The organism is Cohnella sp. LGH, from assembly GCF_017671885.1.
In the GTDB taxonomy this organism is placed as follows: Bacteria; Bacillota; Bacilli; order Paenibacillales; family Paenibacillaceae; genus Cohnella; species Cohnella phaseoli.
The window spans coordinates 4,550,958-4,575,824 of sequence record NZ_CP072117.1; the positions used below are offsets into that span (position 1 = coordinate 4,550,958).

Annotated in this window: 19 protein-coding genes; 3 read left to right on the plus strand and 16 right to left on the minus strand. The window is 56.5% G+C overall.

Annotated elements, in window-relative coordinates; all coding sequences use genetic code 11:
- Window positions 1–7: 7 nt before the first annotated feature.
- The 4 genes from J4772_RS19595 to J4772_RS19610 all read right to left on the minus strand — a co-directional run bounded on the left by J4772_RS19595 (window position 8) and on the right by J4772_RS19610 (window position 8,342).
- Window positions 8–3,892, minus strand: coding sequence for a non-ribosomal peptide synthetase (locus J4772_RS19595; protein ID WP_209071028.1), 3,885 nt, complete (start codon window positions 3,890–3,892; stop codon window positions 8–10).
- Between the two features lie 252 nt (window positions 3,893–4,144).
- Complete coding sequence (locus J4772_RS19600; RefSeq protein ID WP_209071030.1) at window positions 4,145–4,867, minus strand: response regulator transcription factor; 723 nt, start codon at window positions 4,865–4,867, stop codon at window positions 4,145–4,147.
- Between the two features lie 118 nt (window positions 4,868–4,985).
- Entirely contained in the window at window positions 4,986–6,785 is a 1,800-nt protein-coding gene (pnpS, locus tag J4772_RS19605; RefSeq protein ID WP_116060323.1) for a two-component system histidine kinase PnpS, read from the minus strand.
- Between the two features lie 24 nt (window positions 6,786–6,809).
- The gene (locus J4772_RS19610) at window positions 6,810–8,342 is read right to left on the minus strand and encodes a fumarate hydratase (protein ID WP_209071032.1); all 1,533 of its coding nucleotides are present in this window, start codon (window positions 8,340–8,342) and stop codon (window positions 6,810–6,812) included.
- A 121-nt stretch (window positions 8,343–8,463) separates the two neighbouring features.
- Here J4772_RS19610 and yfbR point away from each other — a divergent pair, with 121 nt between their 5' ends.
- On the plus strand, window positions 8,464–9,072 hold the full coding sequence (yfbR, locus tag J4772_RS19615) for a 5'-deoxynucleotidase (RefSeq protein ID WP_116060321.1): 609 nt from the start codon (window positions 8,464–8,466) through the stop codon (window positions 9,070–9,072).
- Window positions 9,069–9,875 (plus strand): sugar phosphate isomerase/epimerase family protein, encoded by an 807-nt coding sequence (locus tag J4772_RS19620; protein ID WP_209071034.1) that lies wholly within the window; start codon window positions 9,069–9,071, stop codon window positions 9,873–9,875. The genes yfbR and J4772_RS19620 overlap by 4 nt, the downstream gene beginning before the upstream one ends.
- A 439-nt stretch (window positions 9,876–10,314) precedes the next feature.
- Here J4772_RS19620 and J4772_RS19625 read toward each other — a convergent pair whose 3' ends face one another.
- From J4772_RS19625 to citZ, 6 genes are all read right to left on the minus strand, one after another.
- Window positions 10,315–10,872: a YobA family protein gene (locus J4772_RS19625; RefSeq protein ID WP_209071036.1), complete on the minus strand. Its 558-nt coding sequence runs from the start codon at window positions 10,870–10,872 to the stop codon at window positions 10,315–10,317.
- Window positions 10,873–10,874: 2 nt separating this feature from the next.
- Window positions 10,875–11,450, minus strand: a complete 576-nt coding sequence (locus J4772_RS19630; protein ID WP_209071038.1) for a hypothetical protein — start codon at window positions 11,448–11,450, stop codon at window positions 10,875–10,877.
- A gap of 129 nt (window positions 11,451–11,579) precedes the next feature.
- On the minus strand, window positions 11,580–12,011 hold the full coding sequence (locus tag J4772_RS19635) for a hypothetical protein (protein ID WP_209071040.1): 432 nt from the start codon (window positions 12,009–12,011) through the stop codon (window positions 11,580–11,582).
- 192 nt (window positions 12,012–12,203) lie between these two features.
- Complete coding sequence (gene mdh / locus J4772_RS19640; RefSeq protein WP_116060316.1) at window positions 12,204–13,148, minus strand: malate dehydrogenase; 945 nt, start codon at window positions 13,146–13,148, stop codon at window positions 12,204–12,206.
- A gap of 171 nt (window positions 13,149–13,319) precedes the next feature.
- Window positions 13,320–14,612, minus strand: a complete 1,293-nt coding sequence (gene icd / locus J4772_RS19645; protein ID WP_209071042.1) for an NADP-dependent isocitrate dehydrogenase — start codon at window positions 14,610–14,612, stop codon at window positions 13,320–13,322.
- Between the two features lie 161 nt (window positions 14,613–14,773).
- On the minus strand, window positions 14,774–15,889 hold the full coding sequence (gene citZ / locus J4772_RS19650) for a citrate synthase (protein ID WP_116060314.1): 1,116 nt from the start codon (window positions 15,887–15,889) through the stop codon (window positions 14,774–14,776).
- Between the two features lie 374 nt (window positions 15,890–16,263).
- Here citZ and J4772_RS19655 point away from each other — a divergent pair, with 374 nt between their 5' ends.
- Entirely contained in the window at window positions 16,264–17,820 is a 1,557-nt protein-coding gene (locus tag J4772_RS19655) for a Ppx/GppA phosphatase family protein (protein WP_209071044.1), read from the plus strand.
- 6 nt (window positions 17,821–17,826) lie between these two features.
- Here the strand turns inward: J4772_RS19655 and ppk1 are convergent, their stop codons facing one another.
- The 6 genes from ppk1 to accD form a co-directional block, all read right to left on the minus strand.
- The gene (gene ppk1 / locus J4772_RS19660) at window positions 17,827–19,911 is read right to left on the minus strand and encodes a polyphosphate kinase 1 (RefSeq protein WP_209071046.1); all 2,085 of its coding nucleotides are present in this window, start codon (window positions 19,909–19,911) and stop codon (window positions 17,827–17,829) included.
- A gap of 219 nt (window positions 19,912–20,130) precedes the next feature.
- The gene (locus J4772_RS19665) at window positions 20,131–20,535 is read right to left on the minus strand and encodes an FxsA family protein (protein WP_116060310.1); all 405 of its coding nucleotides are present in this window, start codon (window positions 20,533–20,535) and stop codon (window positions 20,131–20,133) included.
- A gap of 28 nt (window positions 20,536–20,563) precedes the next feature.
- A complete protein-coding gene (locus J4772_RS19670) occupies window positions 20,564–21,031 on the minus strand; it encodes an acyl-CoA thioesterase (RefSeq protein WP_116060309.1) in 468 nt (155 codons plus the stop codon).
- 128 nt (window positions 21,032–21,159) lie between these two features.
- The gene (gene pyk / locus J4772_RS19675; RefSeq protein ID WP_116060308.1) at window positions 21,160–22,914 is read right to left on the minus strand and encodes a pyruvate kinase; all 1,755 of its coding nucleotides are present in this window, start codon (window positions 22,912–22,914) and stop codon (window positions 21,160–21,162) included.
- Window positions 22,915–22,959: 45 nt separating this feature from the next.
- The gene (locus J4772_RS19680) at window positions 22,960–23,925 is read right to left on the minus strand and encodes an acetyl-CoA carboxylase carboxyltransferase subunit alpha (protein ID WP_209071048.1); all 966 of its coding nucleotides are present in this window, start codon (window positions 23,923–23,925) and stop codon (window positions 22,960–22,962) included.
- A complete protein-coding gene (gene accD / locus J4772_RS19685; RefSeq protein WP_116060306.1) occupies window positions 23,915–24,781 on the minus strand; it encodes an acetyl-CoA carboxylase, carboxyltransferase subunit beta in 867 nt (288 codons plus the stop codon). Before accD ends, J4772_RS19680 begins: the two co-directional genes overlap by 11 nt.
- Window positions 24,782–24,867: the final 86 nt, after the last annotated feature.

Genomic DNA, 24,867 nt, shown 5'->3' on the forward strand with positions numbered 1-24,867 from the left:
CCTTGCGTCAAAATTGAAAATCGAATTTTAATCCCGATGCCGTAATCGGACGGTAATCGACCGACAGACCGATTTCGGCCAACGGCGCATCGGGACGTTCGGCCAGCATCGCGAGCAGCTTGCGATAGTCTTCCGCGATTGCGGCCGCCGTTTCCGGACGGAACAGCGAGCTGGCGTAGGTTACCCACAACAGCATGCCTTCCTCGTTCTCCCAGGCCTGAAACACGAGATCGAAACGCGTCAGCTTCTCTTTAAGGATGACCGGCAGCCAGTGCGACGCTCCGATCGTTGCGGGAGTGGCGTCCAAATTTTGCAGGACAAACATCGTGTCGAACAGCGGGTTGCGCGCGGCGCTGCGCGCTTGCCGCTTGCGGGCCAGAAGCTCGAACGGGTAATCCGAATGCTCGTAATCTTCCAGCACCCGGCTCTTCACGAGAGCGGCGAACTGGCGGAAGGTCAAAGACCCGTCGACGCGATTGCGGTGAGCCAGCGTATGGACGAACATTCCGACCATGCTCATGGCGCCCGGGTGGTTTCTGCCAGCGTGAAGCGAGCCGACAACGCCGTCCTCGGAACCGGTAAGCTTGGACAACAGCGCGTAATACGCGGCCAGCATCGTCATGTGCACCGTCGCTTGGCAATCCTCCGACAGCTTTCGAATGCGCGCGGTTAACTCCCGGTCCCATTGAATCGCCAACGTATTGCCTTCGGGACGGCGAACGGACGGCCGGGGATAATCGAGAGGCAGGTCCGCCGTCCCCTCGTAGTCCGCGAAGCGCCCGGCCCAGAACCGTTCGTTCTCTTTGTCGACTTCCTTGCCGTGCAGCCAATCGCAATAATCTTTGTATTGCAGCGAGAGAGGCTCCAGCGGCAGCTCCGATACAATCGCGTTCAGATCATGAAGCAGCAGGCCAAGGGACAGCCCGTCGGCGATAATGTGGTGAAGCTGCAGGAACAATCGGACGGAGCCGTCCTCCTCGTCAATCCAGGCGGCCCGAAGCAGAGGCGCCCGTGCCAAATCGAAGGGCTCGATCAGCCGTTCGGCGATTTGCTCCGGCGTTTCTCCGCGCCCCTCGATCCGCGAGATGCGGAAATCCGCCTTCGGCGCGACAAGCTGCACCGGTTCTTTGCCCTGCCAGCCGAATGACGTGCGCAGCGGCTCGTGACGCTCGATCAATCGGCGGAACGCCTCCTCCAACGCCGCGTAATCCGGGGCGGGCTCCAGTCGAAACAAGAAAGGCAGCACGTAGAGCGTACTGTCGATGCTGGAGCTTTCCGCGATAAACACCCGGCTTTGCGCGGGGGAGAGCAGGTAAGCGTCTTTCGCGGGCGCGCGAGGAATAACGGCCGTCCTCTCGAGCCGGCCGATCTCCGCAATCCATCTCGCCATGTCGAGCAGCCGGGAGTGCCGGAAAATCAATTCGATCGGCATGTTGGCGCCGAACGCTCCGTAGATTTCCGCCGCCAGCTTGGCCGCTTTCATGGAATGGCCGCCCAGCAGGAAAAAATCGTCCTTCCTGCCGATGCGTTCCACGCCGAGCACCTTGCGCCACAGGCCGGCAAGCCGCGTTTCGCATTCACCTTGCGGCCGCTGCTCGTCCGACGGCATCTGATTCGCCAGCCATGCCCCCGGCGCGGGGAGCGACGCGATATCGGGTTTGCCGTTAGCGGTCAGGGGAATATGTGCAAGCCGGATTAGAAATGCCGGCACCATATAGTCCGGAAGCCGATTCGCCAGCCGCTCCCGCAGCGCGGCCGCTTCGTCCTCGCTGGCGTAATCCCCCACGTAATAAGCGACCAGCGCCGGCTCCTCCTGCGGATCGGGCTTTACGGCGACAATCGCGTCCTTCACGCCTTGCAGACTGGTCAGAACGTGCCGAACTTCCTCCGTCTCGATCCGATAGCCGCGAATTTTGACTTGTCGGTCGATTCTTCCCAGAAAAACCAGATTCCCGTCCGCTTCCCATTTGGCCAAGTCGCCCGTTCGATACGCCCGCGTTCCGTCGCCAGGCAATTTAACGAATTTCCGCTCGGTCATCTCCTCCCGGTTCCAGTATCCTCTGGCGAGCCCGATTCCGGAGACGGCCAACTCCCCGGGGATGCCGGACGGAAGCGTCTGCAGCCCCCGGTTTACGATCCGAATTTGCGTGTTGGGCAACGGCCTGCCCACCGGGACGGGACCTGTCGCTCCAATATCGTCCGGGTTCCCGGGCCAGGCCGAAGCGCATACGGTCGTTTCCGTCGGACCGTAGGCGTTCACGTATTCGACGCGTTCTCCCCATGACGCCAACAGCTCGCGGCTCGATTCCGATCCGGCCGTAATCAGCAATCGCAATCGACCGAGGTTCCCGGGGACAAGCTTGTCCGCATACGTCGGCGGCAGCGTAGCGACCGTAATTCCGCTGTCCGCGGCCCATCGTTCGAAACGAGTCGGCTCTCCGATAATGTCCGGCGTCGCGATATGCAGCTGCGCGCCGGTAAGCAGCGCCATGGAGATTTCCCAGATGGAAGCGTCGAACGAAGCGCTGGCGAATTGCAGCACGCGATCGGCCTCTCCGAGACGATACGCGGACAGAAAGTAATGGCGTAAATTCAGGACGCCGCGATGCTCGACCATTACGCCTTTGGGCTCCCCCGTAGAGCCTGACGTGTACAGCAAATAGGCAAGATCTTCCGACGATGTCCGTCCCTTCTCTTTGAAAACGTTTTCTATTTCGCGACTTTGAAACAAGCCTTCACTATATTGGATCTTGATTCCGTTGAAGTCCCGGCTCGCTTCGTGGTCGTCGCGTAAAATCAAGGCCGACGCCTGGCTGTCCGTAAGCATATAATCGATGCGAAATTCGGGATACGACGGGTCGACGGGGACATAGACGGCGCCGGATTTCATCACGGCGAGCAGCGAGACGATCCAGGCCGGAGAACGTTCCAGCATAACGGCTACCCGATCGCCTTGCCGGACTCCTCGTTCATGCAAGCGAAGCGCGATGTTTTCCGCTTTGGCGTTGAGCTCGCTATAGCTCAACGTTTCGCTGCCGCATACGACGGCGATTGCGTCCCTTCGGGCCGTCGCGACTAGCGCGAACATGTCGTGAATCGTCTGCTCCGCCGCGAATTCGGCCGCCGTATCGTTCCAGCGCGCTTGATCGGCCGCTTCCGCGGGCGAGCGCAGCTCTAGCGCGATCAGCTCGCGGTCGGGCGCGTCAACGGCCTGCTCCAGTACGGCAAGATAGCTTGCTCCGAGCGTCCCGGCGAGATGCCGGCTGTAATATCCGGAATCGTAAACGAGGACGATGCTCCCTCCCCCCTCGCCGTTCTCGGCTATCCGACACTCCATTAAAGCTTCGTTCGTCTGTCCGAACGTTGTCTTCATTTCCCTCCCCTGCAAGTGGTTATAGTGAAATCCAAAGCGTTCATACCCGGTCGGAAGCTGCCAGGAATCCGAGCGAGTCAGCCAAAAAGCAAGATGTTTGTCGTTATTCCTGAACGTCTCCATCACATGGGCCAGCAAGTCCCTAAAGCGGGTATGCTTGTCCGGCCGTTCGAAGGTGACGGGAACGACTCGGCCGTCGTAAGCTTCCCCCCCGCCGCCGATTCCGCCGGCAGGAACGGCGATGGCGATCTTGCTCTCCGATTGGGTAAACGCGAGCAGCACGGCCGCCCATGACCCCAGGTAAAAAATCATTCTTAGATCTTTCCGCCCGTTGCAGATCTTATCCATCTTCGCAACGACAGGCTCGGGTATACTCATCTCGATTTGCCGTTTGTCTCCGGATTTGCCGTAGCCGTCGGGCTGCAGCGGCGGTTCGCTTGCCCAGCCCCTCATAACGCCGGACCAGTACATCTCGGCCTGGCGCTCTAACGTTCGCTCCATTAATTTGCGGTGCGGCACGAAAGCATCATCTCCTTAGTGAAGAGTACATCCATGAGGCCTTCTCTCCTCTTTCTCCCCATCGTTCGACAAAATTCGATTCTTTCCTCCATTAATAGAAATTTATGTATGTTTCTATCATAACGAGTATTCCAGGATTTGGTCAACAAAAAAATGCAGATTCGGACAAGCGGTTCCCGCCATTAATGCGGCCATGAAAAAAACGCCCAGGCCGATTGGCCGGGCGATGATTGCCGGAAAATGCCGATTTACTTAATTGGACGTAACCTTCCGATTCATGAACAGCTTGTAGCCGACGCCGCGGATCGAGTCGATCTGAACGCTCTGTTGGTTCAATTCGAGCTTTTTGCGCAGGGAGCTCACGTGCACGTCGACGGTTCGCTGACCTCCGATATAATCGAAGCCCCACACCACGTTCATCAAATCGTCCCTTGTAATGACGATGCCGGGGCGTTCCGCCAAATACAGCAGCACCTCGAATTCTTTCGGCCGCAGCGTGATCCACTGTCCTCCCGAGCATACCTCGTACTTATCGGGAAAAATCTGCAAATCGCCGATGGTGATGACCTTCTCCCCGTCCGTCGCCTTTGCCGGCTTGCTCTCTTCATTGCGCGAACGTCTAAGCACGGCAGTCGTACGAGCCAGCAGCTCGGCGACGCCGAACGGCTTCGTAATATAATCATCCGCTCCGAGCTTAAGCCCCTGAACGACTTCCTCCTCTGCGTTCCTTGCGGTCAGAATGATGACCGGCGTGCGCACCCCGTTCTGCCGCAGCTTCTGGAGCACCTCGAAACCGTTCATGCCTGGAAGCATCAAATCCAGGAAGATGATCGCATAGGATTCGTGTATCGCTTTATGAAGCCCCTCCGCTCCGTTGCCTACCACTTCCGTTTCATAGCCTTCCTGCGAAAGATTGTAGGTTACGAGACGGGCAAGCGTCGGTTCGTCCTCTATAATCAAAACTTTGTCCGACATGCGTACCTCCGGTTCGGCAGTTTGCTGCCTTATTGGCTCACTATGTTAGTTTTATCATACCACTGTAAAGCCAACGTCATTCAAATGTTAACGTAATGTAAAATCGGAAACGGAACGTTTACGGCTGCAGCAGCGGCAGTTCCAAAATAAATTTCGAGCCCGCGCCGATCTCGCTCTCCACCCGAATCGTTCCGCGATGCAGCTCGGTCAGATGCTTCACGATGGACAAGCCCAATCCCGTACCTCCGGAGCTTCGCGAACGGGCTTTGTCGACGCGGTAGAAGCGTTCGAAAATACGGGGAACATCTTTCTTCGGAATGCCGATCCCGGTATCCGCTACCGTAATGCGCACGAGCTCCTCTTCCCCGTCTCCGGACTCCACGACCTCCGCAGTTACTTTCACTTTTCCGCCCTCTGGCGTATAGTTGATCCCGTTCTGCAACAGATTCATGAGAATCTGGCCCAGACGATCTTCGTCCGCTTCGAGGAATAAGCCCTCTTCTGCTTGCACGTTCAACTCAATGCTCTTCTTGCCCGCTTCCGGCGACAGCAGCTCAGCCATCCGCCCGAGGAAAGCCGGAAGATCGATCGGCGAAAATTGCAGCGGAGAACGGCGGGACTCTATCTTGGACAGCTCCAAAATATCCCCAATCAGACGATTCAGTCGATCGCTTTCGTCCTGAATAATCGTAAGGAAAGATCTCGCCGTTTCCTCGTCGTTCATCGCCCCCGCCAGCAGCGTCTCCGCAAAGCCCTTCACCGCGGCCACCGGAGTCTTCAGCTCATGCGAGACGTTCGCGACAAACTCGCTGCGCATCCGCTCCAGGCGACGAATCGCCGTTACGTCCTGCAGCACGAGCAGCAAGCCCTGTTCATCGTCCCCGCCCATCGTCATCGGCACGATATGAATTTCAAGCAGCCGCTCCTCCGGGTAGTACACAGTCAACTCTTCGCGAACGTACGCCGGCTGCTCCAACACTTCGCGGATCAGGTTGATCAGCTCGAAATGTTGGCGAATTTCCGTGACGCTTCGGCCGACTCGCTCGCGAACCGAGCTGCCGAGCAGTTGTTCCGCTTCGCGATTGTACAGCGTAATCTTGCCGTCGGGCGCAATCATGACAACGCCGCTCGTCATATTGTCGAGCACGCTCTGCAGCCGATCCCCGTTGCTGCGGATTTCGTCGAGCTGGTGCTGCAGGCTTGCCGCCATCGCGTTCAGCGCCTTCGCCAGCTCTCCCACCTCGTCCTTGCCGCCGTCGGGCACCCGCGTTGCATAGTCCATATCGGCCATTCGTTTCGCCGCCGAAGTCATCCGCTCCAGCGGACGCGTCACCCCGAGCGCCACCCGATAGCTGACTGCTCCGGCGACGATGAACAACAGCAGTAGAGCTGAAATCAGCGCCAACCACATTCTGTCCAAGCTGCGCTCGATATCGCCAAGACTCATCGCCAGCCGCACGATCCCGGAGTCGCTCTCGCCTTCTGTCCCGCTCACCTTGATCGCCACGTACATCATTCGTTCTTTCAAGGTGTCGCTGTAGCGGACGCTGCTCCCCGTTCCGGAGGCCAGCGCTTCGCGTACCTCCTCTCGGTCCAGATGACGGTTCATTGTCAGAGGATCGTGGTCGGAGTCGCCTATGACGGTCCCGTCCAGCCGAATATACGTTATTCGCATCTCGGCAATTTCCTTAAACCGCTGCGCCTGCTGCTGCAAATATTCGCTCGCTTCAGCCTCATTCAGCTTATCCGGCCAAGGCACGGCTGCGTTCAGGACGTGCAATTCCCGAATCATATGATCGCGCAAAGCCGCCTGATGGTTTTTCTGATAGGAATTGCCCATGAGCAAGCCGGCCGCCAGCACGGACGAGCCAATCAGGAGCACGAAGAGCATGGTGAGCTTGAGGCGAAACTTGGTCATAATCGGGCTTGCTCTCCTTCTTCGTTATGCGAATACGACGTCTTTGAACTTCTCCAGCTTCTCTCTCGAATCTTTATCGACGTCGGCATGCAGGCTGTTGCCGTGTGCATCCATAGTGACGATCGCCGCAAAGCCTTCAACTTGAAGATGCCACATCGCTTCCGGAATGCCGAATTCCATAAAGTCGACGCCGTTCACCTTCCTGATGCATTCCGCATAGTACTGGGCTGCGCCGCCGACGGCGTTCAAATAAACCGCCCCGTGCTCCTTGAGCGCGGCGAGCGTTTTCGGTCCCATGCCGCCTTTGCCGATCACCGCGCGCAGACCGAATTTTTTCAGAATATCGCCTTGGTACGGCTCCTCGCGAATGCTCGTCGTCGGGCCGGCTGCCTTCACGTGCCAACCGTCCTCGTCCTTTAGCATAACCGGACCGCAGTGATAAATAACGCCGCCGTTCAAATCGATCGGAGCGTCATGGTCCATCAAATGCTTGTGCAGCGCATCGCGTCCGGTATGCATCTCGCCGTTCAGAATGACGACGTCGCCTACCCGTAAGCCGCGCACGTCTTCTTCCGTAAGCGGCATCTGCAGTATGATCTCTTTCCCTCTCGGCGCTTCGGCGGAATCGGCCTCCTTGCTCTTCATCGGAACGCTCGAGCCACCCTCGTAGATCCAGCTCTTGATCTCATGCGTATCGCCGTCCAGCAGCACGCCTTGACGACGATAAGCCCAACAATTGTATGCGACGGAGACAAAATAGCTGGCCGGAAGCCGATTGGCTACGCCGACTTTGCAGCCGAGCAGCGTAACGTTGCCGCCGAAGCCCATCGTGCCGATGCCGAGCTGGTTGGCTTTGTCTAGAATATAGTCCTCCAGTTGAGCCAGCTCCGAAATCGGGTTAACGTCGTCTACGTTGCGGAACAGCTGCTGCTTCGCCAGCTCGTAGCCGGTCGTCCGGTCGCCGCCGATGCCAACTCCGATAAAACCCGCGCTGCAGCCCTGGCCCTGCGCCTGATATACCGCATGAAGAATGCATTTGCGAATGCCGTCAAGATCGCGTCCGGCTTTGCCGAGTCCTTCGATCTCGCAAGGCAGGCTGTATTGAATGTTTTTATTTTCGCAGCCGCCGCCTTTGAGAATGAGGCGCACATCGACTTCGTCGCGCTCCCATTGCTCGAAGTGAATGACCGGAGTTCCCGGTCCGAGGTTGTCCCCCGTGTTGGCGCCCGTCAACGAATCGACAGAGTTGGTGCGGAGCTTCCCGTCTTTCGTCGCTTGAGCGATCGCGCTCTGAATTTCCCGTTTCATGACGATCTGATTCGCGCCGACTGGCGTGTGAACGACAAAAGTAGGCATGCCGGTATCCTGGCAGATCGGCGAGACGTTACACTCGGCCATTTCGATATTTTGCGCGATAGTAGACAGAGACAGTCCTGCGCGAGTTGCCTGATCCTCCGCCTCGCGAGCGGCGGCTATGGCACGGCGGACATCCGCCGGAAGATTCGTAGATGTTTCGACGATGAGCTTGTATACGCTTTGTTCGAATGCTGATGACATAGGTGCAGAATCCCCTCTCTATTCGTTGACTCCTATACATTATATAATAGCACAAGATACTCCGTACAAGTTGTAACAAAGTCGAGCAAATCCGACTTGCCGAAGAAAGGATGCCTCCTTCATGGCCAATCATTATTTGGCGTATTTATACCGGTTGCAGCACATCGAACGCTGGAGTCTGATGCGCAATACGCATCCGGAGAACGTCGCCGAGCACTCCTTTCATGTGTCGCTGATCGCTCACGCCCTTGGCGTTATTGCACGGGAAATATTCGGCCGGGACATCCAGCCGGAGCAGCTTGCCGCCTACGCCTTGTTCCATGACGCCGCAGAGGTATTCACCGGCGATATTCCGACGCCTGTGAAGCATCAGAATCCGCGGATTCTCGCGAATTTCCGAGAAATAGAGGCTATGGCCTCCGAGCGCTTGCTGGCCAACGTGCCTGAGCCGCTTCGCGGAAGCTATGCGCCCCTGCTCTTTCGCAAGCCGTCCGACCCGGAGCTGTCCAAATTGCTAAAGGCCGCCGACCTGCTGGACGCCTATCTGAAGTGCACCAGCGAAATGTCCGCAGGAAACCGAGAATTCGCCACCGCCCGCAAGCAGGTAGATGAAAAGCTGAAGCAGCTCGAACTGCCTGAAGTCGAATGGTTTCTCGTCCATCTGGCGCCAAGCTTTGCCAAAACAATCGACGAACTGTCCGAGAACGAAGGAGACGATGAGCCATCATGAAGCTGAAAGTATTTAAATCGTTATGGGGAATGGAGCATTGGTCGCTTGAGGAAAGGTTCGCGCGCATCGCGGACGCCGGTTATGCAGGAGTCGAGAGCCCGCCTCCCGGGCCGGAAGAGGAGAAGCTGTTCCGCGAGCTGCTGGAGCGTTATGGACTGGAATATTCGTCGATGGCGTTCACAGGCGGCGATCACCTCGAATCGCTTCGAAGCCAGTTGGAGCGAGCGGCGTCGTTCTCGCCGGTGCTGGTTAACGTGCACAGCGCCAAGGACGATATGCCTTACGAGGAACAGTTGAGCTTCTACCGTCAAGCGGTAGAGATTGAACGCTCTTTCGGTATCCCCGTCGTTCATGAAACGCATCGCGGACGGGCTATGTATACGCCATGGACGACGGAGCGCTTGCTGAACGACGTGTCGGGGCTGCGTCTTTGCGCCGACTTCAGCCATTGGTGCGTCGTATGCGAATCCTTGCTTGAGGATCAGGCCGAACGGATGGCCGGCATCACGGCCCGCGCCTCATACGTTCACGCCCGCGTCGGACATGCCGAAGGACCGCAGGTCAATCATCCGGCCGCTCCCGAGCATGCAGAAGCGCTTGCGGCGCACGACGCTTGGTGGCGATCCATCGCTCGCCATCGTCGCGATCAAGGAGCGGACCAGCTTATTTTCGTTCCCGAGTTCGGGCCTCCGGGCTACTTGCAGACGCTGCCGTTTACCCGTCAGCCCGTCTCCGATCTCTGGGAAGTGTGCCTATGGATGAAGAGTTACCTGGAACGGCGCTGGGACGAGTGGCTCGCATAAAATACAAGTGAGGCTGCCCCATAAGCAGAGTTGCTTGAGATGATCGATCAGAAAAAAGTGCATGGTCGAGTAGGCGGGGCCTTTCCTTTCGAGGATTGCGCCCCTACCTTTTTATAGCTGATCTATTTGTACACATGAGTTTACGCTGGGAAGTTAGTTGGAAAATCGTACAAAGCTGCTCTGCTCAGGCTCAAACGGCGTACGTTTGTTCGATAAATCGTACAAAGCTGCTCTGCTCAGGCTCAAACGGCGTACGTTTGTTCGATAAATCGTACAAAGCTGCTCTGCTCAGGCTCAAACGGCGGACGTTTGTTCGATAAATCGTACAAAGCTGCTCTGCTCAGGCTCAAACGGCGGGCGTTTGTAAGAAAAACCGTATAAATAGACCAAAATCAGGGATTGTATGAACTTGAATCGCTTATGGGACCCGCCTCTTCTTTTATTTCGCATCCGGTATCGTAATGACGACCGTCTCCGCTTCCCCGTTGTGCGCGAGCTCGATCAGCCATTGGCCGCTATCGGCTTCGTATTCGGCAGCTATGACGGAAGGCGGGAACATGCCCCCGGCCTCGGGAGCTTTGAGCGCTTGGCGGATGGCTTCCTCCGTCGCCAAGCTGGCACCATCGGGCTGCTGCGCCGCAACGATTTCAACTCGCCTGGCCTTGCCTTGAGCCGGGTAAGATTCTGCGATCGCCCCGTCCGACCATACCCGGACCTGCTGGCCGATGTCGACTTCCGATCCGGCATACTGATACCAAATCGCTTCGTAGTAATGGCTCGCTCCCCCGTTGGCGCTAAAGTCCATCTCCTCGGAGCCCGTGACAAGAATTCGTCCGTCCCTCATGTCGACGATATAACCCGTATAATCATACTCCGGCTCCCCGGACGGTTGTCCGGCACCGTTATTTGCCGCCGTTCCCGTCGTCCGTTCGCCGCAAGCGACGAGCAGACAGACTAGCGCGGCCAGAAGCGCCAGCAGATTTCCTTTTCTAATCATGTTCATTCGCCTCCTCTGCTTCTCCTATTGTTCCGAACAAGGAACAACGCGACAATTCCAACCACGACAAGCAAAGCGACCCACGGCCAGACCGGGCCGTCTCCTTCGGCGAGTCTGCTTCCGGACTTGCTCTCCGGTTCGTATCCCTCTCCCAACTGCTCTAACGCCGCTCCGGCTTGCTCCACCGGCTTCGTCAGCTCGCATACTCCCGTCTCCAACCGATCGGAAGTTCCGTAAGCGGACACGATGAATTGGCTGCCCTGCTTGAAATGAACGTAACCGCAGCTTTCCTCGCCGATCGCCGTATACACCTTCGTTTGTTTGCTCAGTTCGCCCTTCCACACTTTTTCGACGTTGAACGTAACTTCTACCAAATCTTTTGAGCTGTCGATGATCATCTTGTCCGGCTTGACCACCTTCGTTACCGTGCCCGAAAATACCGCCGTCTTGCGGCTCAGCTCCTCCTCTACCGATGGAGGCGCCGCGCAGGAGCAGGCGTGCGCTTTACCCGGCGCAGCAATCATGCCTCCGTACAACATGAGCAGGAGACACGTCATCAGCGCCAACGAAGCTTTCATTTCTGCATCACCTCAGTGACTCTGACGCACCAAGCAGTGGAATTGTTCCAATATTCGTTAAAAGCCAGACCAAAAACCCTCGTCCGCCAAGCGAACGAGGGTTCATGCAATTATTCGGCCCACGACTTATTACTTGTACCAAGGCACTTGCATCAGCCAGATAATAACCAAAAACAGAACGAAAATAATCGAGCTCAACGTTTGAACCTTCGAAATCGAGGAGCTTGCGCTTTCGCCTTTGACGGACGCGGCTGCGATCATCTTAAGCGGCGCTTGCACAATTCCGGACAAGGCGCCGATTGCAATGAACAGCACGCCCACGACTACCATCCAGGAAACGCTGTAAGACACGTTTAATCCCGTCAGCAAGTAACCCCCGGTAATCAATTGCAGCACCAACGAATACTGCCCGATTCTGCCGCCGGAGATCAGACCGCGAGCCAGTCCCTCTTGCGCTGAGCCGGACAGCTGCTTAAACTTCCCGACCACGAACGGCAGAATCGCGTATATGCCCATTCCAACCGCTCCTACTACGTGCAAAAACAACATTACATTCGCCATTAGTCGCAACCTCCATTAATCAATACACCAAACTATGACATCCTAAGTATACACAAAAAAATCGGACGAGCAAAACTGTTCCCGCCGAAACGGTAAAAAACGCAGTCTTCCTCGAGGCAAAATCGCCGCAAAGCGCAAAAAATCGCCGAAATCCCGCTGTAAAGCAGGATTCGGCGATTGCTCCCAGGGCCGTTAGGCGTTCTCGACAATTTGGATGACATTGCGAACGGATTCCGCAGACTTCTCTAGCGCGGCCTTCTCTTCCGCCGTCAAGTCCAGCTCGATCACCTTCTCAATTCCATCGCCCCCGAGCACGGCCAGAACGCCCATAAACAGGTCGCTGTAGCCGTATTCGCCTTCCAGAAGCGCAATCACCGGCAAAATACGCTTCTTGTCCTTCAGAATCGCTTCGGTCATCTGTACAAGGGAAGCCGCCGGAGCGTAATACGCGCTGCCGTTGCCCAGCAAATTCACGATCTCGCCGCCTCCGGTGCGTGTACGAGCCACAATCGCGTCGATCTGCTCCTTCGGAAGCAGCTTCTCGACCGGGATGCCGCCGATCGTCGTATAGCGAACGAGCGGAACCATATCGTCGCCATGACCGCCAAGCACAACGCCGCGCACGTCCTCTACGGACACGTTGAGCGCTTGCGCAAGGAACGTGTTGTAGCGAGCGGTGTCCAGAACTCCGGATTGCCCGATGACGCGGTTTTTCGGGAAGCCAAGCGCCTTATTGGCCACGTAGGTCATCGCATCGACCGGGTTGGACAGAATGAGCACATACGCGTTAGGACTTGTCGCCTTAATATTTTCGCACACCGACTTCACGATGCCCGCGTTCGTGTTCACGAGGTCGTCGCGGCTCATGCCCGGCTTGCGCGCGATACCCGCCGTAAGGATGACAACGTCGGAATCGGCCGAATCGGCGTAATTCGCCGTACCGATAATGTTGGCGTCCACCCCTTGGACCGGGGTCGATTCCAGCATATCGAGCGCCTTGCCCTTCGTCGGATTCTCAAGCTGGGGAATATCGAGCAGAACGACGTCGCCCAATTCCTTCTGGGCCAGCATCAGCGCCGTAGTCGCGCCGGTGAAGCCTGCGCCCACGACCGTAATTTTCGCACGTTTGATTGCCATTTGGTTGTCCTCCTCGTCATTGGAGACTGCGATGGAATAAAGTTCCGCTAATTTCGCCGCAGCTCCTTAGCCGGACGATTGCTCGTTCCGGGCCTGTATTATGGATTATTCCCCAATTGAAGGAGAAGCCGCCGTCCGAATCGGACGACGGTCTCTCTCTAGTCGATCATCTTAGAAGTTTTTGATAATCTCGTTGGCGAACTCGGAGCATTTCACTTCCGTTGCGCCTTCCATCAGACGGGCAAAATCGTAAGTGACGACTTTGCTGCCGATCGATTTCTCGAGGCCTTTGTAGATCAGGTCGGCCGCTTCCAGCCAGCCGAGGTGCTCAAGCATCATAACGCCGGACAGAATAACGGAGCCCGGGTTAACGACGTCTTTGTCCGCATATTTAGGAGCCGTGCCATGCGTCGCTTCGAAGATCGCGTGACCGGTCGCATAGTTGATGTTCGCTCCCGGAGCGATGCCGATGCCGCCGACTTGAGCAGCCAGCGCGTCGGACAGGTAGTCGCCGTTCAGATTCAGCGTCGCGATGACGTCGAAATCTGTCGGACGAGTCAGAACTTGTTGCAGAGCGATGTCGGCGATCGCATCCTTCACGAGGATTTTGCCTTCGTCCAAAGCCGCTTTCTGAGCCGCGTTAGCCGCCGCTTCGCCTTGCTCGGCTTTGATCGCGTCGTATTGGCCCCATGTGAACACTTTGTCGCCGTATTCTTGCTCGGCCACTTCGTAGCCCCAGTTTTTGAACGCGCCTTCCGTGAACTTCATGATGTTGCCTTTGTGAACCAGCGTAACGGATTTGCGGCTATGCTTGATCGCGTACTCGACCGCAGCGCGAACGAGACGCTTGGAGCCTTCCTCGGATACCGGCTTGATGCCGATGCCCGATGTTTCCGGGAAACGGATTTTTTTGACGCCCATTTCCTTCTGCAGGAACTCAAGCACTTTTTTAACTTCTTCCGTACCGGATTGGTACTCGATGCCGGCATAGATGTCCTCTGTGTTTTCGCGGAAGATAACCATGTCTACAAGCTCAGGGCGTTTAACCGGGGAAGGAACGCCTTGGAAATAACGAACCGGACGCAAGCAGACGTACAGGTCAAGCTCTTGACGGAGCGCAACGTTCAGGGAGCGGATGCCGCCGCCGATTGGCGTTGTCAGAGGACCTTTGATCGCGATGATCATTTCGCGGATCGCTTCGAGCGTATCGTTAGGCAGCCATTCGCCGTATTCGTTAAATGCTTTTTCGCCCGCGAACACTTCGTACCAAGCGATTTGCTTCTCGCCGTTGTAAGCTTTCTCTACAGCTGCGTCAAGCACGCGCTTGGAAGCTTTCCAGATGTCGCGGCCCGTGCCGTCGCCTTCGATGAATGGGATGATCGGATTGTTAGGTACGTTCAGTACGCCGTTCGTTACTGTGATTTTCTCGCCGGAAGTCGGCGCTGCGAATTTTTCGAGTTTCATAATTACGTTTCTCCTCCTGAATACGATCTATATTGAAATTGGCATAACAACCGGCGGCTCGCCTCGCGCCAAGCAGCGATGGAGGCAACCCGCCGGCTACCCGCTATGCTGCCTTAAGGCGTGTCTGCATACTCCGAGGACAGCGGGTTTGCAGACAAGCTTTAGCCTCTCTGGGAGAGCGGCACATAGTGTTGGTCTACAGGACCGACGTACTCCGCGCGCGGGCGGATCAGACGGTTGTCTTCATATTGCTCCAAAATGTGGGCCGTCCAGCCGGATACGCGGCTGATCGCAAAGATCGGCGTAAACAGATCGCGCGGAATGCCCAGCATCGTATAACAGGAAGCCGAGTAGAAATCCACGTTCGGCTTAAGCCCCTTCTGGCCGGTCACGAGCGCCTCGATCTTGATGGACATCTCGTACAGCGTCATATCGCCTTTCAGCTCGCCGAGCTGGCGCGACATCTGCATCAGATGCTTGGCGCGAGGGTCTCCGTTCTTGTAAACGCGGTGGCCGAAGCCCATAATCTTGACCTTGTTGTCCAGCTTGTTCTGGATGTAAGGCTCCACGTTCTCCAAGGAACCGATCTCATCCAGCATGATCATGACCGCTTCGTTCGCTCCGCCGTGCAGCGGGCCTTTCAGCGTGCCGATTGCGGAAGTTACGCCGGAATAGATGTCCGACAACGTCGCTACGGTTACGCGAGAGGAGAACGTCGAAGCGTTCAGCTCGTGGTCCGCGTGAAGCACAAGCGCCTTGTCCATCGCCTGGATAGCGACCGGAGCAGGCTCTTCGCCCGTCAGCATGTACAGGAAGTTATGGGCGATTCCTACGCCTTTTTTCGGAGCTACCGGGTCTTTGCCTTCGCGAATGCGGGCAAACGCGGCTACAATCGTAGGCAGCTGAGCTTGCAGCTTCACCGCTTTGCGGTAGTTCGCCTCGCTGCTCATATCGTTCGCTTCGGCGTCGTACAGCGCCAGGCTGGATACGGCCGTGCGCAGCGCTGCCATCGAATTGGCGTTTTTCGGATACAGACGCAAGCCTGCGATCACTTCGGCCGGAACAGAAGCGTATTCACCTAATTGCGCAATTAATTCGTCAAGCTCGGATTGGTTCGGCAGCTTGCCGTGCCACAGCAAATAGACGACTTCCTCGAACGAAGCCTTTTCCGCGAGTTCGTCGATGTTAATTCCTTGATAGGTCAGAACGCCGTCAATAATGGAACTGATAGAGGACTTCGCCGCGACGATGCCTTCAAGGCCTTTGGTTGCTGTCATATTTTCTCTCTCCTTTGACCGGAAAATTCATGTCCGTCGGCTTGTCTTCCACCCTCGCCGAGAGGGATGCCCGTAATATGAAGTAGCTCAAAGAGTCCGATTTGACTTTTTGAACATGCGCCATATATGTTTGCTCGCAAGCCACAAGCGCTCTCAGCTTGATATTGTACGCAAACCGCAGCAATCTTAACATTTTTTGACCTTTTTTAATGATAATCGATTTCACAGGCGAATGGAACCGATAGGGGTATAAAAATGATTTATCGGACTCATCACAAAACATTCTTGCATCGGTCTTCCTCATTATTCCGCCGGTTAATTCTATGCTACAATAGCGAAATAGCAAAGGTTCAAAACAGGTGGAGGCTTGGAAAATGCGCGCAACTACGAACCGGATAACCGGAATTATCGATATCGGATCCAATACCGTTCGCTTGTCCGTCTATCAATTAACGGTTAGCGGAGCTTACAGAGTTGTAGACCAGGGCCGCTGGTCCGCCAGGCTGAGCCAGCGCATGGCTGCCGACGGCACCCTGCCCCAGGAAGCGGTGAATGAGCTGGCCGAAGTGCTGCGCCACTATGTCCGCATATGCGCCAAGCACGGGGCCGAACGCGTCCGCGCCGTCGCTACGGCGGCTATTCGTCAGGCGGCCAACCGCGAGGACGTGATCCGGCGGCTTCGCTCCGCCGCCGGCGTCGACATCGAAATATTATCCGGCGAAGAGGAGGCTCGCATCGGCAGCGCGGCCATGTTGAACAGTCTGCGTTTCGCCGACGGCTTCGTCGTGGATATCGGCGGCGGCAGCACCGAGATTACGCTGATCCGCGAGCGGAAGGTCGCTCAGGCCGTGTCTTTCCCGATCGGCTGCGTCAATATCTCCGCCCGTTACGGCTTAGGAGACGCCGCTGTAGAGCAAGCGACGCTGACCGCGATCGTCGTGGAAACGAAACGGCTGCTGCAAGAAGCCGACTGGATTGCGCAGCATCCCGGCCTGCCCCTGATCGGTCTCGGCGGCACCGTCCGGGCGCTGGCCAAGCTTCGCCAGCGGGAGATCGACTATCCGTTCCCGCATCTGCACGGCTATGAGCTGACCGCCTCCGACGTATCCGCCACGCTGGACGATCTGGCCCGGCTTCCTGTCCCCCAGCGCAGAAAACGCCCCGGCCTATCCAAAGACCGAGGCGATGTCATCGTGCCGGGACTCGCGATATTGCGGGGCGTCGTCGAGCATGCCCGATCTTCGACGCTGGTCGTATGCGGCACCGGCCTGCGGGACGGACTGTTTTACGAAACGTGCCGCCCTTATCCGCCGCCTCAATCCAACGACGACGTGCTTGAGGAAAGCATTCGCAATCTGGCCGCTCTATATCCCGCAGCGCCCGAAGGGCATCTGCAGCAGGTGCGTAAAATGGCCGTGGCGCTGTTCGAGCAGTTGAACGTCGTATCTCCGCTTCCCGCCGGCAGCCGCAGGTTGCTGGATACGGCCGCCAGACTGTTCCGAATCGGCGCAATGATCGACTACAACGACTGTGCGGACCATACGTTCTATATGCTGCTGCACACCCACTGGAACGGCCTGTCCCACCGGGAAAAAATACTGGCCGCCGGAATTGCCTCCTACCGGAGCGCAAGCTCCTTAAAACGCAAGCTATCTCCCTATCAATCGATGCTTGCCGACGGAGACGCGGAGACGATCGGCAAGCTTGGAGCGCTGCTGCTGCTAGCTTCGGCGCTGGACCGCAGCGAGTCGCAGGCGATCTCCTCGCTCCACATCTCGGTTAAAGGAAAACACTTGAAGCTGCTCGCCGAGTCCGAACATCCGCTTCCCGTCGAACAGATGGAAGTCGGCAATATGGCCAAGGAATTCAAAAAAATATGGGGAATGACTCCCGATCTGCAAACGATCCAGGAAGACCACTCGCCTGCCTGAGCCAGCTTATTTGTCGAACGCTGCCGCAATCGATTTCCAAAGCGGAATATCCGCCGCTTCGAATTGGCTGCGCAGCGGCGTTTGATCGTTCGACACCCGCACGTAGGAGCCCGTTGATTGCAGTTCCCTCGCCTTGACGTTATCCGCAAGGTTCATCTGCAACAGGTTCATCAGCATCAGACGAAGCCCTTTGTCGTATACCGGGCACATCAACTCCACCCTGCGATTCAAATTGCGGGTCATCCAATCCGCGCTTGTAATATAGACCTCTTCATTGCCCTCCGCGGCGACGGCGAGAATTCTCGCGTGCTCGAGATAGCGATCGACGATGCTGATCACCCGAATGTTGTCGCTCAGCCCCGGCACTCCGGGGCGCAGGCAGCACACGCCTCTTACGATCAGCTCGATTTGTACGCCTGCTTGGGAAGCTTCATACAGTTTGTCGATGATCGACTGGTTCGAGAGCGAGTTCATCTTCGCCACAATCCGGGCCGGCAATCCATTGTTCGCGCTCGCGATCTCGCGGTCGATCAGCTCGAACAGCTTCGGTTTCAGGCCAACCGGAGCGACGGCGAAGGCCGACCACTGATGCGGCGTAGAATAGCCGGTCATTTCATTAAACAGCGCCGTTGCATCCGCTCCGATATCAGGATGGCTCGTGAACAGCCCCGCATCCGTATAGAAACGGGACGTGCTCTCATTGTAATTCCCGGTTCCCACATGCACATATCTTCTCAACGAATCGGCTTCCCTGCGCACGACAAGCGTAATTTTCGCATGCGTTTTTAATCCGACCAAGCCGTAGACGACATGACATCCCGATTTTTCGAGCTGCCGCGCCCATGCGATGTTGCGCGCCTCGTCAAACCTCGCCTTAATCTCCACGACGACGGTCACCTGCTTGCCGGATTCGGCCGCTTGAGACAGCGCCTTGATCAGCACAGAGTTGACGTTGACGCGGTACAGCGTCATCTTGATCGCCAGAACGTTCGGATCGGCGGCCGCCTCCAGCACGAAGTCGTTGACGACCTCGAACGATTCGTAAGGGTGGTAAACAAGCACGTCTCTCTCCCTAAGTATTGGCAAAATATCGTCGGTATCGTCGAATTCCTCCGGATAGACCGGCTCATACTTCGGATAGCGGAGATGATCGTAATTCGGCAGAGCCGCGACGAATTTGGACAGGAAGCCCAGGTCGAGAGGTCCGTCGATCTCGTCGATGAATGCCTCGGACAGCTCCAGCTCGTCCTGCAGCAGCTCCAGCGCGTCGGGATGAATTCCCTTCTCCGCCTCCAGCCTGACTGGCAATCCCCTCTGGCGTCGACGCAGCTCTTTCTCGATCTCCTGAAGCAAATCCTCTGCGCCTTCCTCGTTCGGCGTCAGATCGGAGTTGCGCGTCGCGCGAAAGGCATGAACCGCCTCCACCCGATAGCCGCTGAACAGCAGGCCGATATGCTCTTTAATCAGATCCTCCAGCAGCAGATAGATCAGCTTGCGGCTGTTTTTCCGTCCCGGAACGACGACCGTGCGAGCCAGTATCGACGGCACTTGAACGATCGCGCAATAGGTGGAATCCTCCTCGTCTTCCTCTCCTTGCTCCCCCTTCAGCACAACCGCCAAGTACAATTCCTTACTATGAACGAGAGGAAACGGACGACTCTGGTCGACCGCCATCGGGGTCAGGACCGGATAAACGATACGTTTGAAATACTCTGTCAGCGCCAGCTTCTGATCGTCGTTCAAATCTGCGTAAGTTGACAGCGATACGCCTTCCTTAGCCAGTAACCGCAGCAGCTCGCGATAAGTCCGATACTGTTCTCGCACCATTCGGACGCTCCGTTTCATCAGCCGCTTGATCAGTCCTTGCGGCGTGTAGCCGGTAAAATCCGTTTTCGCGTAGCCGGCTTTGCTCTGAGCCTGTAATCCCGCCACTCTTACGCTCATAAATTCATCCAGGTTGCTCTGCACGATCGACAGAAACCCCAATCGCTCCAAAAGAGGAGTTCCCGCGTCCTCTGCTTCCTCGAGCACCCTTCTATTGAACTCCAGCCAGCTCAAATCGCGGTTAATGTACTTCTTGACGCTAGACAATCCGCTTCCCCCTGTTCAAAATGCCAGCGACCAACTACTGCGCCGACTTGTTTCCTTCATTATGTTGGTCGAATGTAAACGGAAGATCAACGTTCCGTTAACGCAATGTGAAATGAGTTCGACCCAGGTCAGAGAAATTCTCGCAACCCGGGCTATCGACAGCCGGCTTCGCGTTTTTCGCTTCGAACGTTAGGCGCCCGAATGCCTGTCTGCGCGCGTCTACCAGCGGTTTGGCCCGCGATAGATCGTGAATTTGCCTCCGCGCACAAGGCGTTCAAGCCAGCGGTACATATACAGCCGATATAATGGACGGGTCAGGGGAAACAGCAGCGTCAAACCGACGATATCCGAAATAAAACCCGGGACGATAAGCAAAATGCCGCCCGCGAGCACGCACAGCCCCTCAAGCAAAGTATGTCCCGGAGGTTGCCCGCTTTGCATCTGTTGCTGAGCCTGTTGCCATACTTTGCGGCCCTCCGTCTGAATCAGGTAGGCGCCAAGCAAGCTTGTCGCAAGCAGCAGCCCGAATGTCCAGAAGCCTCCGATCCAACGGCCCATCATATATACGCCCCAGATCTCGATCAGAATCGCCAGCACGATAATGGTCAGCAGCTTTCTTTGCATAGCCCTCACCTTTCTTTTCGCGTTTAACCTATTTTAGTTCCGCTAATGCCGCCATTTTATCATACCAGTCCGGAGCTTCCCGAGCGAATCGTGCCGGCTTCCACTCCTTATTCACCCACACGTGGCGTGTACCGCCCTTGACGAGCAGAACGCCCGGAGGCTCCTCCCCCTCGAACTCGGCTCCCAGACTCTCCGTCAGGTCGCCCGCGAGCACTCTCGATTCGAATCCGACGCGAAGGCTTGTCATCTCCGCTACCCGCGTACACACGGTGATCCATTCGTCGTAATGCGCCGCCTGCTTAAAGGAGGCTTCCATATCGGTCACGGGCAATAGCAAACCTCGTTCTTCCATTTCCCGATAGGAGATGCCGGCCCTGCGCACCCATTCCGTTCTGCCGATCTCGAACCAGTTTAAATAATTGACGTGATAGACGACTCCCATCTGGTCCGTCTCTTGATACCTTACCCTCAGCGGGTGCAAAAACCATTTGGCCACATCGTTTGCTCCTTCTCAGGCGGACTGCCGATAAAATTCGATACGTTGAATCTTGCCTCTCGGTTTCACTTGTATACAAAAATCCCCTGCGGCTAAGCCGCAGGGAAAATAATCATGCGTTAAGTTACTTACATTACTTTGGCTTGACCGGAGTAGATGACGCCATGCTCGGCGTACAGCGTCACTTCCATATCGTCTTCCAGCAGCTTCCTTGCGTTGTCCACACCGACGATAACAGGAATTCCCAAGTTAAGCCCTACAACCGCCGCGTGGCACGTAATGCCGCCGCACTCCGTAATAACTGCAGCCGCCTTCTGGATAGCCGGCATATACTCCTTGTCCGTCGACGGAGCTACAAGAATCGCGCCGGACGTCATTTTGCTGATCGCTTCTTCAGGAGAGCTTGCGATTACGATTTTGCCAGTCGTGCTCTGCGAGCCGATGCCCTGCCCTTTGGCGATCAGTTCGCCGACGTTGTGGATCTTGATCAGGTTCGTCGTTCCGGAACGACCGACAGGCACGCCAGCCGTAATAACGATCGTGTCCCCCAGACGAACGAGGCCGCTCTCCAAAGCGCCTTGTACCGCGATTTCGAACATTTCGTCCGTCGTGGACGCAGACACGCCCTTCACCGGAATAACGCCCCAGACGAGCTGCAGGCGACGAAGCACCTGTTCGACCGGCGTTACGGCGATGATTGGAGATTTCGGCTTGTATTTGGAAACCATGCGCGCCGTATAACCGCTCTCCGTCGAAGTAACGATCGCTTTCGCTTCGAGATCCAGCGCGGAATTGGCTACCGCTTGGCTGATCGCTTCCGTTACGGACGTTTGCTGGGCGTTCGCTTGCTTAGTGAAAATTTCACGGTAATGCAGTGCAGATTCCGCGCTCTCGGCGATGCGGGACATCGTCTGTACGGATTCGACCGGGTATTTGCCCGCCGCGGTTTCGCCGGACAGCATGATCGCGTCGGTGCCGTCGAAGATCGCATTGGCGACGTCGGAAGCTTCCGCGCGTGTCGGACGAGGGTTGCGTTGCATGGAATCCAGCATTTGCGTAGCGGTAATGACCGGCTTGCCGGCGCGGTTGCACTTCTCGATCATCTGCTTCTGGACGAGCGGCACTTCCTCCGCCGGGATTTCAACACCAAGGTCGCCGCGGGCAACCATCAGACCGTCCGACACTTCCAAAATCTCATCGAGATTGTCTACGCCTTGCTGATTTTCGATCTTGGAGATGATGTGAATGTGGCGAGCGTCGTGACGCTCCAGCAATTCGCGGATTTCAAGCACGTCGCTGGCGCGGCGAACGAAGGAAGCCGCGATGAAATCGACGCCGACTTCGATGCCGAATTTGATGTCGCTGATGTCCTTCTCCGTCAAGCCCGGCATGGAGATCGCCACTCCGGGAACGTTAACGCCTTTCTTGCTCTTGATCTGGCCGCTGTTGACGATCTGACATTTGATTTCCGTACCTTGAATGTCGAGTACCGTCAAGCCGATCAAGCCGTCGTCGATCAGAATCGTCGCGCCGACGCTAACGTCGGACGGCAATTCCTTGTACGTAACCGGAACGCGGTTGATGTCGCCGAGGATCTCTTCCGTTGTAAGGGTAATATATTCTCCCTGTACGAGGTCGATTGGCTCTTCCTTCAGCTTGCCAAGACGAATTTCCGGCCCTTTCGTGTCGAGCAGGATCGCGACGGTTTTGTTCAGCTCTTGGGAAGCTTGACGAATCACCTTGATCCGGTTGCCGTGCTCTTCATAGTCTCCGTGCGAGAAGTTCAGTCGGGCGACGTTCATTCCCGCAGAGATGAGCTTCTTCGTATTTTCCAGCGACTCGCTGGACGGTCCGATCGTACAAACAATTTTTGTTTTACGCATGATTTCTTTTCCTCCGTTATCTATCCAAGTTGCTTATATGGAGAGCTATTCCAGCTCTGCGGTGCCAAAACGTCCGACTTTGCGGAACTTCCGGTACCGGTCTTCCCTCAATTCATCCGGCGTCAGCTTGCTGAGCTCCTGCAAATTGCGCCATAGCGCCTCTTTGATCGACTCGGCTTGCGTAGCCTTGTCCCGGTGCGCTCCGCCTTGCGGCTCCGGAATGATCTCTTCGATGACGCCTAGCTGGAGCAAATCTTTCGCCGTGATTTTCATCGCTTCCGCTGCCTGGTCGGCTTTGGATGCGTCCTTCCACAGAATCGACGCGGCTCCGTTCGGAGAAATAGCCGAGTAGATCGCGTTCTCCAGCATTAGCACGCGGTTTCCGACGCCCAGCGCCAACGCGCCGCCGCTTCCGCCCTCGCCGATGACGACGCAGAGGATCGGCACGCCAAAAATCGCCATTTCGCTAAGATTGCGGGCGATCGCCTCCGATTGGTTGCGTTCCTCGGCGGTGTCGCCGGGATAAGCGCCCTTCGTGTCGATAAAGGTAATGATTGGACGGCCGAATTTATTCGCCTGCTGCATGAAGCGGAGCGCCTTGCGGAACCCTTCGGGGTGGGGACTGCCGAAAAAACGTTGAATGTTGTCCTTCGTATCTTTCCCGCGCTGATGTCCGACAATCGTCACCGGAACGCCGTTCAGCTTGGCCAAGCCCCCGACGATCGCCAGATCGTCGGCAAAAACCCGGTCTCCGTGCAGCTCGATAAAATCGGTAAAAATAAGAGGAATATAATCCAAAGAGGTTGGACGTTGATGATGGCGGGCCATGTGCATAATCTGAGCCGCGCTCAAACCTTCGTAAACCTCGGACTCCAGCTGTTTGTAACGCTCTTCAAGCCGAGAGATCTCGTCCGTGAAATCGATCTGCTTCTCGGCTCCGAACTGCTTGAGCTCGTCTATCTTCTTGCGTAATTCGGCGAGCGGCCTCTCAAAGGGCAGTTCACTTGACATCGGCCGGCTCTCCTTTCCACGCGTGCATATCTAGCAGTTTGGTCAGAATGGCTTTCATTTCCTTGCGGGGAACAACCTTATCCAATTGTCCGTGCTTCAGGTTGAACTCCGCGGTCTGGAAGTTGTCCGGCAGCTTCTGGCGAATCGTCTGCTCGATAACGATGCGGCCGGCGAAACCGACGATCGCTCCGGGTTCGGCGAAGTTGTAGTCGCCGAGACTGGCAAAGCTTGCGGACACGCCGCCCAGCGTCGGATCGGTGAACACCGAGATGAACAATCCGCCCTGTCCCTGGAACTTGGCAAGCGCTGCGCTTGTCTTGGCCATCTGCATCAGACTGAGAATGCTCTCCTGCATCCGTGCGCCGCCCGAGGTGGAAAAGAAAATAAGCGGCAGCTTCTTCTCCGTAGCTCTCTCGATGGCGCGCGTCACTTTCTCGCCAACGACGGAGCCCATGCTTCCGCTGAAAAAATCGAAGCTCATAACGCCGATTACAACGGGAAAGCCTCCGATCTCGCCTTCACCGGTAATGATCGCATCCTTTAATCCGGAGTTCGCCTTCTGCTGCTCCAGCTTGGACGCATAACCCGGGAAGTTCAGCGGATCCTCGGAGATCAGATTCTCATCAATCTCAAAAAGACGCCCCTCATCGAGCGTCATCGCGATGCGCTCCCAGGCGTTTAACCGATAGTGATGTCCGCAGCCGGAGCACACTTTCAAGTTCTTCTCCAACTCTTTGCTGAGCTGGATTTGACCGCATTTCGGGCAGCGGTTCATCAGCCCTTCGGGAATATCCCTCTTCGTGCGCTCCGACGGAACGACGGCGTATTTTTTCTTCTGAAATAGATCCTTGAACACAGCGACACCTCACAAGCGATAATGGCGGGGCCCGCGTTCGAAAAGCCCGACAACCGGGCCCATTCGAACAACCTCTATGGGTATCG

Excerpts from the sequence above, each read along its gene's own strand:
- J4772_RS19600 (WP_209071030.1), bottom strand. The coding sequence starts at position 4,867 with ATGTCGGACAAAGTTTTGATTATAGAGGACGAACCGACGCTTGCCCGT.
- pnpS (WP_116060323.1), bottom strand. The coding sequence starts at position 6,785 with ATGACCAAGTTTCGCCTCAAGCTCACCATGCTCTTCGTGCTCCTGATT.
- J4772_RS19610 (WP_209071032.1), bottom strand. The coding sequence starts at position 8,342 with ATGTCATCAGCATTCGAACAAAGCGTATACAAGCTCATCGTCGAAACA.
- yfbR (WP_116060321.1), top strand. The coding sequence starts at position 8,464 with ATGGCCAATCATTATTTGGCGTATTTATACCGGTTGCAGCACATCGAA.
- J4772_RS19620 (WP_209071034.1), top strand. The coding sequence starts at position 9,069 with ATGAAGCTGAAAGTATTTAAATCGTTATGGGGAATGGAGCATTGGTCG.
- J4772_RS19625 (WP_209071036.1), bottom strand. The coding sequence starts at position 10,872 with ATGATTAGAAAAGGAAATCTGCTGGCGCTTCTGGCCGCGCTAGTCTGT.
- J4772_RS19630 (WP_209071038.1), bottom strand. The coding sequence starts at position 11,450 with ATGAAAGCTTCGTTGGCGCTGATGACGTGTCTCCTGCTCATGTTGTAC.
- J4772_RS19635 (WP_209071040.1), bottom strand. The coding sequence starts at position 12,011 with ATGGCGAATGTAATGTTGTTTTTGCACGTAGTAGGAGCGGTTGGAATG.
- mdh (WP_116060316.1), bottom strand. The coding sequence starts at position 13,148 with ATGGCAATCAAACGTGCGAAAATTACGGTCGTGGGCGCAGGCTTCACC.
- icd (WP_209071042.1), bottom strand. The coding sequence starts at position 14,612 with ATGAAACTCGAAAAATTCGCAGCGCCGACTTCCGGCGAGAAAATCACA.
- citZ (WP_116060314.1), bottom strand. The coding sequence starts at position 15,889 with ATGACAGCAACCAAAGGCCTTGAAGGCATCGTCGCGGCGAAGTCCTCT.
- J4772_RS19655 (WP_209071044.1), top strand. The coding sequence starts at position 16,264 with ATGCGCGCAACTACGAACCGGATAACCGGAATTATCGATATCGGATCC.
- J4772_RS19665 (WP_116060310.1), bottom strand. The coding sequence starts at position 20,535 with ATGCAAAGAAAGCTGCTGACCATTATCGTGCTGGCGATTCTGATCGAG.
- pyk (WP_116060308.1), bottom strand. The coding sequence starts at position 22,914 with ATGCGTAAAACAAAAATTGTTTGTACGATCGGACCGTCCAGCGAGTCG.
- J4772_RS19680 (WP_209071048.1), bottom strand. The coding sequence starts at position 23,925 with ATGTCAAGTGAACTGCCCTTTGAGAGGCCGCTCGCCGAATTACGCAAG.